The following is a 13,922-nucleotide window of genomic DNA, read 5'->3' as shown; positions in this document are numbered from 1 at the left end:
CGACGCCGGATTCGTCACGGGCGCGGTCTGCCCCGAGGTGCCTTGAAACAGTTCGTTGTTCAGCCAGTGGCTGATGGTCGTTGGCCGAGATGCGGTCTGAGTCACCCCACCATGGGAAGTGAGATTTGCGCACGAGTCAACGAGTAAATACGCTCCGGTGACTGCAAAAATGCACGACAGGAGGTCGCATGCTCAGCGCAGACAATCTCCGCTACTTCCTCGAGGTGGCGCGGGCCGGTCGGTTGAGTGACGCCTCCCGCGTACTGGAGGTCGACCACACCACCGTGGGGCGCCGAATCACCGCGCTCGAGCGGTCGGTGGGTGAGCGGCTCTTCGACCGGGCGCCCAGCGGATGGCGGCTCACCGAGGCGGGCAAGCGGATGATGCCGCGCGCGGAGGCCGTCGAATCGGCGGTGATGGCGGCCTACGATGTCCAAGGTGCGACGCCGGATGTCTTGACCGGGTCGATTCGCATCACGGCCACCGACGGTTTCGGCGCGTTCATCATCGCGCCGCACCTCGTGGAGTTGAAGGCCGCGCACCCGCGCCTGAGCGTCGAGCTGGTCACGGCGACCGTGCACAACGCGGTGTCCGAGCGGCACTTCGACGTCGCCGTGACCCTCGAACGGCCGACCTCCCGTGCGGTCCGCTCGGACGTGCTGTGCCATTACGACCTGGGTCTGTACGCGACCGCGGAGTACCTGGAAAACCACCCGCCCATCGCGAAGGTGTCAGATCTGCGCGCGCACACCCTGATCTGGTATGTCAATGCGTTGATGGACGTGGAACCGCTGCGGATTCTCGACGAGTTACCCCACGTCCAGACGGTCGACGCGCAGATATCCAACATCACCGGACATTGGCTCGCGGCGCGAAGCGGGCTCGGGGTCGCGCCGCTGCCCGCCTATATCGCCAACGGTGATGAACGCCTGATCCGGGTGCTGCCCGACGCCTTCAGCGTTCGCAGGTTGTACTGGTTGGTGGTGCCTCGGGAGCTCGAGCGCCTCGAGCGGGTCCGCACGGTGTGTGCATTCCTGCGCGATACGGTCGAAGCGCATCCCGACCTCAGTCTCGGCAAGCGTAAAGCTCAACCGGCCAACATTTGAAATATGTTGTGAGGCAGTCCGTTTGAAGAACTCTGCGAGTGATTGCGCCGAGCTGCATTTATGCACGGCGGGGTGCAGTAATGGCCATTGACTTCGTGGTGCACCGCGGATGAGATGTAGTTCACATCATAGGTGGACGGCTCCGGCGTGGCGCAGAACGAGGTGATCGGTGCGCACGTCCCCATGTGAGTGATGTCAGCAATGCGCCCGATCCCCGCCGCGCAGATCTAGAGTCGGAAAGGACTCATGCCTTGAGTTTGAGAAGTTACTTCCACGGTCCGGCCACCAGTTTGGACGACCAGGTGGAGAGTTACGCGACCACCCGGGTGCCGGACAGCCAGCGCTGGCGTCGGCCCGCCATCCTGCTCGTACTGACCGGCAACGTGACCGCCATGTTCTGGTTCGCCCTCGGCGGTCAGATGGGATTCCTGGTCGGCTGGCCCGGGGTGCTCGTCCCCATCGCGTACATGGTCATCGGCGCGACGGTTGTCGGGGCACTGGTCATGCGGATCGCCAGCCAGCAGGGCCTCTCGCTGCCACTGCTGTCTCGGGGGTTGGGGTTCGGTGCCCGCGGGTCGGCCATCGCCTCCTTCGTCTACGCCGTCAACTACGTCTTCTACTTCATCTTCGAGGGCAGCATCGTCTCGCACGGACTCAGTGAGATCCTCGGCATTTCCATCGATTCCGCGGCGGCCAGCGTGGTGTTCGCGATCGTCGCGTTGATCGCGCTGTATTACTCCTGGCGAGGCATGCATTCGATGAATGTCCTGCAGCGCTTCGGCATGCCGATATTCCTGATCCTCTTCGTGATCGGAATGGTGATGCTCGCCAACGGCTATGTGCTGGCCGGGCCGGGTGAATGGGTCGTCGAGGACGGTGTCACGGCGACCGCGATGTGGCAGGCGCTGAGCCTGGCCAACGGCCAAGTGGTGTTCCAGGCGCTCATCGCCACCGACTACGGACGTTTCGTCAAGCGTTCGGTGTCCTATGTCGGCACCGGTGGGGTGATGCTGGTCGAACTGTTGATGATCTCGGTCGTCATGGTGCTCGGCGTCTTCCTCGGGTTCACGATGATCGAGTACTTCGACGGCGAGCGTTCCGCCCGTGAGCTGGCCGCCACCGATCCCGGTTTGATCTTCGCCGTCGTGATGGGTTTGCTCGGCGTCATCTTCGCCATCCTGACCCAGGTCCGGATCAACGTCATGAACCTCTACTCGGGATCGTTGGCGCTGTCGAACGCCTGGGATGTGCTCTCGCCCAAGCGTGTCGGCCGGCAGTGGTGGATGGTCCTGCTGGTCGTGCTCGGAATCGCGCTGTACCCGATCAACGTGTTGCAATACACCGACAAGTTCCTCGCGGTCACCGGCATCATGACCAATACCTGGATCTTCATCCTGCTCAGTGACTACTTCATCTGCCGCAAGCTGCTCAAGCTCGCCCCCAGCACGCTGGTCGAGTACCGCGAGGGTAGGGTGAAGAACTGGAACTACTGCGGAATGACTGCTCTGGCAACCGGTATCGCGGTCGGTGCGCTCGGAGTCGCCGGTGTGTACCCGTTGTACTTCGCATCGTTCGCGGCAATGCTGGTGGGTCCCATCGTGTACGTCCCGTTGACTATCCTGAGCAAGGGTTCCCAATACGGGCTTCCGGCGGCCGATTCCGAGGATCCCATGGCCGACGAGCGCAGCTCGACAACGGTCGATGCCGGCGAGTGAGCCCAAAAGGTGAAAAGGATTGTGAAGAGATGACCGATACCCATACCGATCCCGGGTCCGCCGACACGGCCGCGCTGCACTACCGGGAGATCAGCGAACTCGTACCGCTGCTGGCGGGCGGAGAGATCAGCTCTGCGCAGTTGACCGAGATGACGCTGGAGCGTATCGGTGCCGTCGACCAACGCCTCGGGTCGTTCGCCTTCGTCGCGGCCGACGAGGCCCGGCAGCGCGCACAGGAGTCCGACCAGCGTCGCAAGACCGGCACGACACGTGGCCCACTGGACGGGATTCCGTTGGCCATCAAGGACATCTACGACAAGGCCGGGTGGCGTACGGAAGCCGGTATGGCGCTGCGCGCCGGTCAGGTGGCCGACGGTACGGCGACGGTGGTCACCAGACTCGAGGACGCCGGCGCGGTGATCATCGGCAAGGTACACACCACCGAGGGCGTGTACACCGAACACACGCCACCATTCCGTGCGCCGCTGAACCCATGGGACCCCAACCGCTGGGTGGGGGTCTCCTCGAGCGGTAGCGGGGTCGCCCCGGTTGCCGGGTTGTGCTACGGCGCACTGGGTTCGGACACCGGCGGATCCATCCGCATGCCGTCGGCCTCCAATGGTGCCACCGGTCTGAAGCCCACCTGGGGACGGGTCAGCCGTGCCGGTGTCGTCGAGTTGGCGGCCACCCTCGACCATGTCGGTCCGATCTGTCGGTCCGCGCGGGATGCCGGTTTGATCCTCGGGGCGATCGCCGGGGCCGATCCGCGCGACCCCACCGCCTCGCTGCAACCGGTCCCGGAATTCGGTACCGAGATGCCGACATCGTTGCGGGGTGTCCGGATCGGCGTCGATCCGTCGTGGAGCTATCGAGACGTCAGTGCGGATGTGGAACAGGCGCATCGGGCCGCCGAAGAGATGTTGCGGGATCTGGGTGCGGAGCTGGTGCACACCGATCTGCCCGATCCCACCCAGGCCATCACCGATTGGTTCGGGGTATGTGCGGTACAGACCGCGCGGTCGCACCAGAGCATATTCCCCGCACACCGGGACAGCTATGGCCCCGCATTGCGTGAGCTGATCGAGCGTGGCATCGCGATGTCCGGTATCGAATACGACGAGTTGCTGCAGCGACGGCTGATCTTCAAGGGCCAGATGGAAGCAGCGCTGGCGCCCTTGGACGGGGTGCTCATCCCGGCCATGTCGTTCATCGCGCCGCCGGTGGAGAAGATGATCCGGATGGACGACGAGACCACCGCCGGGGTGCACCGCTTCACCGTGCCGTTCACGCTCTCGCAACTGCCCACCATCACCTTCCCCGGCGGATTCACCACCACCGAGGCCGGTCTGCCGTTCCCGGTCGGTCTGCAGATGGTCGGCAGCGCGTTCACCGAGCACCGCCTCGTCGATATCGTGGGCGCCTTCCAGGCCGCCACGGCGTGGAACAAGAGGCATCCGCAGCTGTGAGTCGTAGGTAATCCCCGCCCGATCCGGTCCGCACCTGGTCGGGCCGGTTACCGGCCAGTAGGCTCGGGTGCGAGGGGACGGGAGCTCAGATGGCGGAAACACGATTCGTCGAGATTCACGGGGTGCGGCAGGCAGTCGTCGACCAGGGTGACGGTGACGAGGTTCTGCTGCTCATCCACGGTATGGCCGGCAGCGCCGAGACCTGGCGGGCGGTCCTGCCGCAGCTGGCGAAGAAGTACCGGGTCATCGCGCCCGACCTGCTGGGTCACGGCCAGTCGTCCAAGCCGCGGACCGACTATTCGCTGGGTGCCTTCGCCGTCGGTCTGCGAGATCTGCTCGACGAACTCGGGGTGCGTTCGGCCACCGTGGTGGGCCACTCGCTGGGCGGTGGTGTCGCGATGCAGTTCCTCTACCAGCACCCGGAGTACTGTCGCCGGCTCGTGCTCATCGGCAGTGGTGGGCTCGGCCCCGATGTGGGCTGGATCCTGCGACTGCTGGCGGCACCGGGCGCGGAGCTGGTGATGCCGGTGATCGCGCCCCCGCCGGTTCTGCGCGCCGGCAACGCGGTGCGCTCCTGGTTGACCTCGGTGGGCCTGCGGTCACCCCGGGGAGCCGAGATCTGGAATGCCTACTCTTCCTTCGCCGACAGCGAGACACGGGAGGCGTTTCTGCGCACACTGCGATCAGTGGTGGACTATCGCGGTCAGTCGGTGAGTGCATTGAACCGGTTGAACCTGCGCGAAGCACTTCCGGTGCTGGCGATCTGGGGAGAGGATGACAACATCATCCCGGTCGACCATGCCTACTCCGCGTTGCAGGCCCGTCCGGACTGCCGTCTCGAAATCCTGCCGGGGATAGGGCATTTCGCCCAGGTCGAGGCCCCCTTCGAAGTGATCGAACTGATCGATGAATTCATTTCGACCACGGAACCCGACGATCCTGCGCGGAACTGAGATTCTTTTCCTTTCAGAACTGCAGCTCGTTTACATCGACGGGACGCCCCAGGTGATAGCCCTGCCCCAACCTGATGTCCATATCGGAGAGGATCTGCAACTGGCGGCAGTTTTCGACGCCCTCCGCGACCGTCAGTGCGTTCAGTTCACGAGCCAGTACCGCCACGGCGGACACCAGTGCGCGTCTGGCCGGATCGGACTCCAGACCGGTGACCAGTTCGGCGTCGATCTTGATGACATCGGGCCGGATACGCAGCAGTTGGGTGAGGCTGGCATAGCCCGCGCCGGCATCGTCGATCGCCAGCAGAATGCCGGACTTGCGTAGCGGCTGCAACCCCTCGAAGGTGTTGGGCGGATAGGGGGCGTGCTCGGTGAGCTCCAGCATCAAGCGGCGCTCCGAGGACATCAGACACTGCTGCAGGGTGGTATCGACGGCAGTCTCGGGGCTGAGGTTGACCGAGATGATGTAGGACTGAGGGATTGCCCTCGCCGCGCGCAGAATGGCGTGCAGGGCAGCCGCTTCGATGGACAGGCTGCGGCCGAGCCCCCTGGCAATGGCGAACCAGTCGGCGGTGCTGCGGTGCGTGACGTCCGCCGGGAAGCGGGCGAGGCCCTCGTAGCCGACGGTGGTACCGGACTTCAGATCGACGATCGGCTGGAACACCGGGCATATTCGCGGGTGCTCGAGCAGGCCGTCGAGTTCGGCGTGGGCGCCCTCGTCGAGGGTTTCCCTGGGCATCAGCAGTGATCCCGCGAACCGCGCCGACGAATCATGCAGCGTTCCGCCCCCCTCGTCGAAGAGGTCGCGCAGCAGTATCGCCATCTCGGCCTGCGAGCCGATCAGAGCCGAGATGAAACTGCTCACGGAGGTGAGCCCGGCGATATCCGCCGCGTCGAACACATCGTTGCCGGTGGCCACCACCGAGAGCACCCCGACCGCCCGGTGCTGATGGAAGAGCGGGATCACCGCCCACGACCCGATGCCCATCTCGATCGCGAGCCGGCGCGTCTGTTCCGGCAGCCGAGAATCCTCGGCCACATTCCGGCTCACCTGTGGCTGTCGGGTCGAGAGCGCCAGTTCCTGGAAGGACCCGACCGCCGGCACCACGGTTCCCAGTGCCGGCGCGCTGAGCCCGTGCGCGGAGGCGAACACGAAGGACCCGTTGGGGGTCAGCATGCCCACGGCCGCGCCGTCGGCCTTCGGATTGAAAATGCAGACCTGCTCGGCGATCCGGGATAGCAGTGACTTCGGGTCGACCGATGCGGTCAGCGCGGCAATCAGTCGCTTGACGGGAACTCCTCGGGCTCGCGCGGCTCCCTCTCGTAGGCCGCGGCGCTTTCGATCGTGGTTTCATTCAGCAAACTAGCCGATGATGGTCGACGCCACGTCGGAACTCGCCGATTCGACCTAAGCAAACAAGTGCTTGGTCCGGCACTTGCCACCGAAGTAGTGACATTCGGCCGGTGGGTCGGTGAAGATGTGTCGGATCGCCTACCGGCCGGCGTCGAGTGTCAGCACCGAGATGTCCGGCGGGGCGCCGACCCGTACCGGCGGTCCCCAGAACCCGGCACCGCGAGACACATACAGCTGGGTGTCCTGGTGGGTGGACAATCCGGCCAAGGACGGCTGCACCGCCTCGACGATGTACTGGAACGGCCAGGTCTGTCCGCCGTGCGTGTGACCGGACAGTTGCAGATCGACGCCGCGCGCGGCGGCCTGGCCGACCATGACCGGCTGATGCGCCAAAAGCACCGTCGGGTTTGCCCGGTCGATACCTGCCAGTGCCCGGTCGTAGTTGGGCGGGTCGCCGTGCTCTTCACCGGCGAGGTCGTTGACCCCGGCGATGTGCAATGCGGCGGCGCCCCGCCGGATCAGGGTGTTCTCATTACGCAGCGGGGTGACACCGAGGCGATCCAGCTCGCGCAGCCACGGCATCGTGTCGGGGACGAAGTACTCGTGGTTGCCGGTGACGAAGAACGAACCTTCCCTGGACACCAGATCCTGAAGGGGCTCGGCCGCGTGGCCGAGCTTGTCCACCGTGCCGTCCACCAGATCGCCGACGATCGCGACCAGATCGGCATCGGTTCCGTTGATCATCTCCACGATCCGCTCGGTATGGCTGCGTCCCAGCAGCGGCCCGAGATGGATGTCGGAGACCACGGCGATGCGAAAACCGTTGAAAGCCGGATCAAGCCGGTTGAGTCGAATCGGCACCTGGAGGATGTTCGGGGGTCCGAGTGCGGTGGCCGCTCCGTAGCCCACCAGTCCGGTGGCCGCCGCGCCTGCCGCCGCGGCGCCGGTCCTGGCCAGAAATACCCGGCGGTTGAGCGCACCGGGTGACTGCGTGACCGCGGCGGTGGTCACCGGTTCGGCGGGCTCACCGGTTTTCCCGCCGCGACGCACCCACCCCCGCAGCACCAGCCGGATCGGTTCCACCAACAGCAGCGTCAGAAGCAGATAACCGATCAAGGCGAACCAGAGGTATCCCGGCCAGGCGAACCACGCCGATTCGTCCAGCCCGGTCAGCCGCGGCACCAGCAGTGCCATCACCAATACCGCGGCCATGGCCAGGAAGGCGGCTGTCAGCACCGTGCGGGCAACTCCCGGCCCGGTGGTGTCCTTGATCAACCGCTTCCACACGTACAGGTGGGCCAGTCCGAGCACCCCACACAGGATGATGATGAACATGCAGGCGGTCAGCCCCGTGCTCGGACCAGAGACATCTGATCAGCCTAGTCACAGCCCCGGCCCGGGGCGCTGACCCGGGACTGACGTGATGTCACAACCGGCCTTTCAGGATCGCGCGCCAGTACATCTGGGGCAGGACATATCTGTCGAAGGCCCACGCGGCGCTCCGCGGTGCGAACGGATCCAGGAATGACGGTAGCGAGGATGCCGACGCTCCGGTGCGGTCGAACTCGGCGGCGATCAGCCGGTGGGTGTCGGTCGCGATCGGTGCGACGGTGTAGCCGTCGTACACCGATGTCATGGGGTCGCCGCGACGAACGGCAAGCAGATTTGCCGCCAACACCGCGATCTGGCGGCGCAGCGCCCCGCCTGACGGATCGGTCTCGACGGTCGCCGCATCGCCTGCGGCCCAGATGTTGTCGTGGACCCGATGGCGAAGGGTCAGCGGGTCCGTGTCGATCAAACCGTGCGAGGAACTGTCGGTCATGCCGGAGCCGGCCAGCCACCGCGGACCGCGGAAGGGCGGAACGAGGTGCAGCATGTCATAGGCGATCCGACGTCGGTTGCGGTCGGCGTCGTCGATCTCGATCTCGCGTGCGTCGGGGTCCAATCCGGTGACGGTGCTCGACAGCAGCGTCTGGACACCGAGTTCCTGTAACCGGCTGCCCAGCCGGAGGTCGAGTCCTGCGACGCCGAGCAGACCCGCCCGGTCGATCACCAACGTGATCTGCACGGGACGTCCGATCCGTCGCCACCGGGCGGCGGCGAGGAACAGCGGCTTGAGCGTCGTGCCCGTGCAACTGACCGGAGCTCGCGGCACGGTGAACAGAGCGTGTCCGTGTGTGGGCATGGATTCGACCAGTTGCCAGGTCTTTTCGGCACGGTTGAGATAGTTGCTGGTGACTGAGTCGGCGTCCATCGCCGCGACCGCTCCGGGCAATTCCACGTCGTCGACCTCCAGGCCCGTCGCCAGTATCAGGTGTTCATACCGCAATGTGGCGCCATCGGCGCAGGTCACGGTGCGGTCTTCAGGATCGATCGCTGCAGCCGTGCCCTGAACCCAGGTGCAGCCGCGCGGGGTCACCGACCGCTGCATGCGTTCGGCCGCCCGCTTGGTTGCCTGGCCCGCTCCGACATAGGACAGCAGCGGACGGTAGGTGTGCACGGATTGTGGTTCGACTATCGCGATGCTGTGCACACCGCGGCGGATGAGGTGGGCGGCGGCGCTGATACCGGCGTTGCCGCCGCCGATGATGACCACCTCGAACGAGGAACCCTGACCCATCATCGCTGGCTACCCGCCGCGTCGAACACGAAACCGCCGACGGGTATGGCGGTGTCTACGTGGTGGCATCCTCTTTCAGCACGGCCGAGTAGCGGTCGAACCCGTCGCGCAGCACGATGCCGTTGTCGTCGATGGTGTGCAGGTCCCGCCACAGCGTTAGGAAGGTGCCGCGATGCCGCCACCGCAGCAGTGCTGCCAGCACCGCGGGGCGGCGCACCTGTGAACGCTCGTAACCCAGGTAGGAGGAACGGGTTCGCGGACTGATGATCAGACCGAACAGTGCCGGCGCGGCGTCATCGCGCACTGCGAGCCGCACGTCGGTGACGGTACCGAGCCGCTGTCCGTTCTGCGCGGTCACCGGCGCTCCGAGTAGGTCACTGAGCTGCATGTCGGCCTCCGGGGATGCGCCCGATGATGTGATCGCGTAACCACCGCTCCACCCACTGGCCCGCAGAAGCATCCACGCCCGGCCGTAAGGTGATCGATGTGCCGATCCGGCTGACGAAATGCCATGGCAGCTCGTGCAATTGCGATCGCGGTGGGTGCCCGCCGAGTATCCGGGTGAACAACACCTGCCCGGTCAGGATTGCCGTCACCTCCGGATGGGAACCACATACACCGTCGATCAGCAGATCATCGACGATGCCGACCGGCTCGCGTTGTGCGTCGACGATCTGCCGGTCCAAAAGGTGCAGCCTGGCATCGATGAGCCGGACACCGTCCGGTCGTGGAGCATCGGGAGCCCGCAGTCGATTCGTCATTGTCCTGCTCCTGTCACGATCATCAGCGGTACGGCGGCCGCAGAGGCGGCCAGAATGATCACCAGGTAGACCGAGGCCAGCACATTGGTGATACGACCGTTGACATGGTTGCCCATGTATCCGGGGTCGTTGGCGACGATCAGGATCGGCAGATAGGTAAGCGGAAGTGCGATGGCCGAGAACACCACCGAGTACTCGGTGACGAGGATCGGGTCGATGCCGGTGAAAAGCACAGCGCTGCAGGCGAAAACGGCCACGAACATCACGGTGTGGAAGCGGGCGGCTGCCGCGGGTCTGCGAAACTTGCCCCACGCCCATCCGAAGTACTGTGCCACGGTGTAACCGGAGGACAGCGTGGTCTCCAGTGCCGCACCGAAGGTGGCCGCGACGATTCCGACGATGACGAATGCCAACGCCAGCTTTCCGCCGGCCGCCACCACGGGCATGGTGATCTGGGACAGCGATGTCACCTCCACCTGTGCGGGCATCAGCACGATTGCCGCGCACGCCGCGATGGCGATGGACAGCAGGCCACCCAACGGGAAGCCCACCAGGACGTTGAGTCGTGACTTGCCCAGATCTGCAACGGTCCACCGCTCTTCGATGCCGCCGGAGGAGAAGAAGAACACCTCGTAGGGTGTCATCGCGGCGCCGAACAGTGCGATCGCGTAGTACCAGTAGGTGGCGGCAGACTCTGTTTCGGGAATGACCGGAGCCAGCGCCTGGTCCGACAGATCCGACCAGTTCGGCTGCAGCAGAAACACGCTGACGGCGAATACGATCAAGCTCAGACCGAGGATGCCGGTCACGTTCTCCATCACCGAGAACTTCACCCGCCAGATGACGATCCATACCGCGAAGGCGGCGACCGGAACCCACAACAGGTGACCGACGTCGGTGGCGAGTTGCAGGGCCAGCGCGATACCGCCGATCTCGGCGGTCACCGTCATCAGGTTGATGAAGAACGAGGCGCCCAGGTTCGCCGCTGCCATCCGAGGCCCGAGCCGTTCCCGGATGATCTCGAAGGTGGCATGCCCGCTGACCGCGGCGACCCGGCCGGCCATCTGCGCGTACAGGCATATCCCCACCACGCCAACCGGTACCACCCAGGCCAGCCCCAGACCGAAGCGGGAACCGACGACTGCATTGGTGACCAGGTCCCCGATATCGAGGAACCCGCCGATGGCGGTGAGAACTCCCAGCGCGACGCTCAGCAGCTTCTTCATCAGCGGTACCGGTGTCGAAGATCATCGGCGGCCGCGAGCAGCGCCGCCCGGAGATCGTCCGTCGACTCGTGTTGCGCCCCAGCGCGTACCGAAGCGTAGGACCGATTCAACGTCGAGATGATCTCCGTCATGACCTGCATCAGAAGTGTCTGGCGCGCCAGATCCGTCGGACCCGTCGTACGTAACACCGCTGTCGTGTCGTAACTCTCGGCGACATCATCGCGGGCGTCGGAGATCTGGACGGCGACGAGCCGGTCCGGCGATCGCCCTTGATGCCACAGTTGCAGTGCCAACGCCGCGGAGTGGGCAGCGGACTCGGTCTGTTCCTCGGCTGACGCGAGTTGCCCCGAGACGCCATCTCGGTAGGTCGGGCAGCTGGTGAACAGCCCTGCCAGCGCAGCGGCAAGAAGGATCGGGCCGAGCACCAGGCGGGCATTTCTGCCCGTCACCGCCGGGTCTCCGCTGCCATCGCGATCTCCTCGTATGGTCGGCACTGTTCGGCCGGACCACCCGAATGCGAGTTACCCGGCGCGTGCAGCGACAAACAGCGTAGAGCGGGCGGCGGGTCGCGAAACGAATATTTGGGCGAAAGCCGATCCGCCGAGCGAAGCAATCGGGTGGCCGCTGAGACCAATGGCCCTGCATCGCAACTATGTTCGGGACGGGCAGATGGCGCCTGGGGTTGCTCGACAACGCGGTCGAGCCCGACTCCGCGCCGTCGACGCGTGCCCGGGTCCCATCTGGACCGTCCATTCACACCTGCTGGGTGGCCGGTCGTCTTCGCGTGCGAAAGGAGTGCGGCGATTGTCTGACGGGCTGTCCGATGCCGCAGATGGCCGGCGACGTGCAGAGCGGCCGCTGATGGCCGATGCAGCACTGATCATCAGGCTGGTCGAGCTGGCGGATTCGCTGCAGCGTGACGACACGGCCGATTTCGCTGCGGCGATGCTCGCCATGAATGCCGAGGCGGTGTCGTTGGTGCCGGGTGCGCAGTATTGCAGCATCACCGTGCTGGAGGACGATGATTCGATCGCCTCGCTGGGACCGACTCATCATCACGCGGAGGCGTCGGATGCCCTGCAGCGTGAGACGGGCGAGGGTCCGTGTCTTGCCGCAGCGCGTGGTGGCGGAGTCATTCGCGTCGACGATCTCGAAAATGAGTCGAGATGGCCGGAATTCGGGAGTGCGGCGCTGGTTCGGACTCCGGTGCGCTCGGTTTTGAGCGTCCACATGTTCGGCTCCGAGATCCCACCGATGGCGGCCATGAACTTCCATGCCGAGCGTCGGCACGCCTTCACCGACGAGTCGGTCGAAATGGCCCAAATCCTGGCTGCGCACGCCACCATGGCCTGGAATCTGCAACGTCGTGAGCAACAGTTCAGCACGGCCTTGCTGTCCAGGGATGTGATCGGCCAGGCAAAAGGGATGCTGATGGAGCGCTTCGGGGTCGATGCCTACGAGGCGTTCGAGTTGCTCAAGCGCATGTCTCAGGAAAGCAATGTCAAATTGGCGACCGTCGCGGAAAAGATCGTCACGCTGACCCACCCGAAGTCGCGGCCGCCCGATTAGCTGCGCAGGGTGGTTGCCGGCGACCGCCCGTAGGCCTGTCGGTAGAACGCGGCGAACCGTCCGGTGTGGGCGAATCCCCAGCGCCTCGCGATGGCGCTCACCGTGCTCTCCTGCGGCGAACCGGTGAGCAGTTCGAGGTGGGCGTGGTGTAATCGGACCTTCCGGAGGTATTCCGTCGGCGTGCAGTCCAGATGCCTGCGGAACATGTATTGCACCGCCCTGGGCGTCAGGTATACGGCGCAGGCGATATCGGCCAGCGCGATATCGCGGTCGGCGTTTTCGTCGATGAAGGCGACGGCGCGACGCAACAAAGCGGGCACCCCGGCGTCGCGCCGATCAGCCGCGGTGGGGTCGGTCGAAGCGTTGTGCGGGAAAGCATTCAACGTCGTGGCAGCCAGATGTGTGACGGCGTTGCTGATCACGAGCTCGGATGCCCGGGCCTGCTGGTCGGAGAGCACGTGGTCGCGCAGGTATCCGATCAACGCGCCAAGTCGCCGCCCGGCCGCAGCCGAAACCGGGCGGTGCCCGGTCAACATGACCGGCGTCTGACGCGCTCTCGGCGTCGTTGCTGCCACCCTGTCCAGAATCGCGGTGTCGAACACGGTCAGGTCATAGGAGGCACCACGCACCGTTCCGGAATGCGGCTGTCCCGGTGGGCTGAACAGGGTCAGGTCGCCCGGTGCGAACACATCGGTCTGCCTGCCGCTGATCGTCTCTTCGATGTGTCCGCTGCGCATCTCGCACAGCACTATTCGGCTCAGTGGGCTGGCGTCGAAGTTCATGTCGTAGGTGAACGCCAGTTCGTCCATGCCGATGGGTCCCAGAGCCCGCCGGGCTATCCTGGCCCGCGATTGTTCACCGGCGCCGCCGATACGCATCTTGGTGTAGGCCTTCACCAGAAACTCCTCGGTTTCTCCGAGGTCGCTGCTGTCGAAGCTCAAATCCTGCATGTCCGGTACCTGTCGCGCGCGCCAATTGTGCGCAAGAGAGTATCGAGCGGCCGACGCCCACGGCCCCTGGCACACGCCGCCGCGCGATGTGGCCCGTTCCGTGCGGCAGGTGGACCGAAAATACCACCGCCAGTGGCGATTCGTGGGTGGCTTACGGGGTACATCCGGTGCTGACGAGCGGTGAGATCAACTCGCGGCGCCA

At 65.2% G+C, this 13,922-nt stretch carries 13 protein-coding genes; 5 read left to right on the top strand and 8 right to left on the bottom strand.

Features of this window, described 5'->3' with window-relative positions; all coding sequences use genetic code 11:
- Positions 1-188: 188 nt before the first annotated feature.
- The 4 genes from IC40_RS0117665 to IC40_RS0117650 all read left to right on the top strand — a co-directional run bounded on the left by IC40_RS0117665 (position 189) and on the right by IC40_RS0117650 (position 5,240).
- On the top strand, positions 189-1,106 hold the full coding sequence (locus IC40_RS0117665) for a LysR family transcriptional regulator (RefSeq protein WP_030136025.1): 918 nt from the start codon (positions 189-191) through the stop codon (positions 1,104-1,106).
- Positions 1,107-1,357: 251 nt separating this feature from the next.
- Complete coding sequence (locus IC40_RS0117660) at positions 1,358-2,821, top strand: purine-cytosine permease family protein (RefSeq protein WP_036470211.1); 1,464 nt, start codon at positions 1,358-1,360, stop codon at positions 2,819-2,821.
- 29 nt (positions 2,822-2,850) lie between these two features.
- Positions 2,851-4,287: an amidase gene (locus IC40_RS0117655; protein ID WP_042509957.1), complete on the top strand. Its 1,437-nt coding sequence runs from the start codon at positions 2,851-2,853 to the stop codon at positions 4,285-4,287.
- An 89-nt stretch (positions 4,288-4,376) separates the two neighbouring features.
- Positions 4,377-5,240 (top strand): alpha/beta fold hydrolase, encoded by an 864-nt coding sequence (locus IC40_RS0117650; protein ID WP_030136022.1) that lies wholly within the window; start codon positions 4,377-4,379, stop codon positions 5,238-5,240.
- 13 nt (positions 5,241-5,253) lie between these two features.
- Here IC40_RS0117650 and IC40_RS0117645 read toward each other — a convergent pair whose 3' ends face one another.
- From IC40_RS0117645 to IC40_RS0117615, 7 genes are all read right to left on the bottom strand, one after another.
- Positions 5,254-6,483: a sensor domain-containing phosphodiesterase gene (locus tag IC40_RS0117645; RefSeq protein ID WP_267880953.1), complete on the bottom strand. Its 1,230-nt coding sequence runs from the start codon at positions 6,481-6,483 to the stop codon at positions 5,254-5,256.
- 249 nt (positions 6,484-6,732) lie between these two features.
- The gene (locus IC40_RS0117640; RefSeq protein ID WP_030136020.1) at positions 6,733-7,929 is read right to left on the bottom strand and encodes a metallophosphoesterase; all 1,197 of its coding nucleotides are present in this window, start codon (positions 7,927-7,929) and stop codon (positions 6,733-6,735) included.
- A gap of 91 nt (positions 7,930-8,020) precedes the next feature.
- Entirely contained in the window at positions 8,021-9,214 is a 1,194-nt protein-coding gene (locus tag IC40_RS0117635) for an NAD(P)/FAD-dependent oxidoreductase (protein ID WP_234411662.1), read from the bottom strand.
- 55 nt (positions 9,215-9,269) lie between these two features.
- On the bottom strand, positions 9,270-9,602 hold the full coding sequence (locus IC40_RS0117630; RefSeq protein WP_030136018.1) for a PRC-barrel domain-containing protein: 333 nt from the start codon (positions 9,600-9,602) through the stop codon (positions 9,270-9,272).
- The gene (locus tag IC40_RS0117625) at positions 9,589-9,975 is read right to left on the bottom strand and encodes a hypothetical protein (RefSeq protein ID WP_030136017.1); all 387 of its coding nucleotides are present in this window, start codon (positions 9,973-9,975) and stop codon (positions 9,589-9,591) included. Before IC40_RS0117625 ends, IC40_RS0117630 begins: the two co-directional genes overlap by 14 nt.
- Positions 9,972-11,201, bottom strand: a complete 1,230-nt coding sequence (locus IC40_RS0117620) for an NRAMP family divalent metal transporter (RefSeq protein WP_030136016.1) — start codon at positions 11,199-11,201, stop codon at positions 9,972-9,974. Before IC40_RS0117620 ends, IC40_RS0117625 begins: the two co-directional genes overlap by 4 nt.
- Positions 11,201-11,650, bottom strand: coding sequence for a hypothetical protein (locus IC40_RS0117615; protein ID WP_030136015.1), 450 nt, complete (start codon positions 11,648-11,650; stop codon positions 11,201-11,203). Before IC40_RS0117615 ends, IC40_RS0117620 begins: the two co-directional genes overlap by 1 nt.
- A gap of 34 nt (positions 11,651-11,684) precedes the next feature.
- On the opposite strand from IC40_RS0117615, the gene IC40_RS0117610 reads away from it, so the two are divergent.
- Positions 11,685-12,770 (top strand): GAF and ANTAR domain-containing protein, encoded by a 1,086-nt coding sequence (locus IC40_RS0117610; protein ID WP_081843470.1) that lies wholly within the window; start codon positions 11,685-11,687, stop codon positions 12,768-12,770.
- Here IC40_RS0117610 and IC40_RS0117605 read toward each other — a convergent pair.
- Entirely contained in the window at positions 12,767-13,720 is a 954-nt protein-coding gene (locus tag IC40_RS0117605) for a helix-turn-helix transcriptional regulator (protein ID WP_030136013.1), read from the bottom strand. The genes IC40_RS0117610 and IC40_RS0117605 overlap by 4 nt on opposite strands.
- Between the last annotated feature and the right edge of the window lie 202 nt (positions 13,721-13,922).

Origin of the sequence: Mycolicibacterium neoaurum ATCC 25795 (genome assembly GCF_000691525.1) — a bacterium.
Lineage (GTDB): Bacteria > Actinomycetota > Actinomycetes > Mycobacteriales > Mycobacteriaceae > Mycobacterium > Mycobacterium neoaurum.
The sequence above is the reverse complement of the archived record's forward strand: the minus strand, read 5'-3'. Positions and strand labels throughout refer to the sequence as shown.

Bases quoted from the DNA above. Each gene is read 5' to 3' on its own strand.
- IC40_RS0117655 (WP_042509957.1), top strand. From the start codon at position 2,851: ATGACCGATACCCATACCGATCCCGGGTCCGCCGACACGGCCGCGCTG.
- IC40_RS0117665 (WP_030136025.1), top strand. From the start codon at position 189: ATGCTCAGCGCAGACAATCTCCGCTACTTCCTCGAGGTGGCGCGGGCC.
- IC40_RS0117605 (WP_030136013.1), bottom strand. From the start codon at position 13,720: ATGCAGGATTTGAGCTTCGACAGCAGCGACCTCGGAGAAACCGAGGAG.
- IC40_RS0117635 (WP_234411662.1), bottom strand. From the start codon at position 9,214: ATGGGTCAGGGTTCCTCGTTCGAGGTGGTCATCATCGGCGGCGGCAAC.
- IC40_RS0117620 (WP_030136016.1), bottom strand. From the start codon at position 11,201: ATGAAGAAGCTGCTGAGCGTCGCGCTGGGAGTTCTCACCGCCATCGGC.
- IC40_RS0117640 (WP_030136020.1), bottom strand. From the start codon at position 7,929: ATGTTCATCATCATCCTGTGTGGGGTGCTCGGACTGGCCCACCTGTAC.
- IC40_RS0117625 (WP_030136017.1), bottom strand. From the start codon at position 9,975: ATGACGAATCGACTGCGGGCTCCCGATGCTCCACGACCGGACGGTGTC.
- IC40_RS0117650 (WP_030136022.1), top strand. From the start codon at position 4,377: ATGGCGGAAACACGATTCGTCGAGATTCACGGGGTGCGGCAGGCAGTC.
- IC40_RS0117610 (WP_081843470.1), top strand. From the start codon at position 11,685: ATGGTCGGCACTGTTCGGCCGGACCACCCGAATGCGAGTTACCCGGCG.
- IC40_RS0117630 (WP_030136018.1), bottom strand. From the start codon at position 9,602: ATGCAGCTCAGTGACCTACTCGGAGCGCCGGTGACCGCGCAGAACGGA.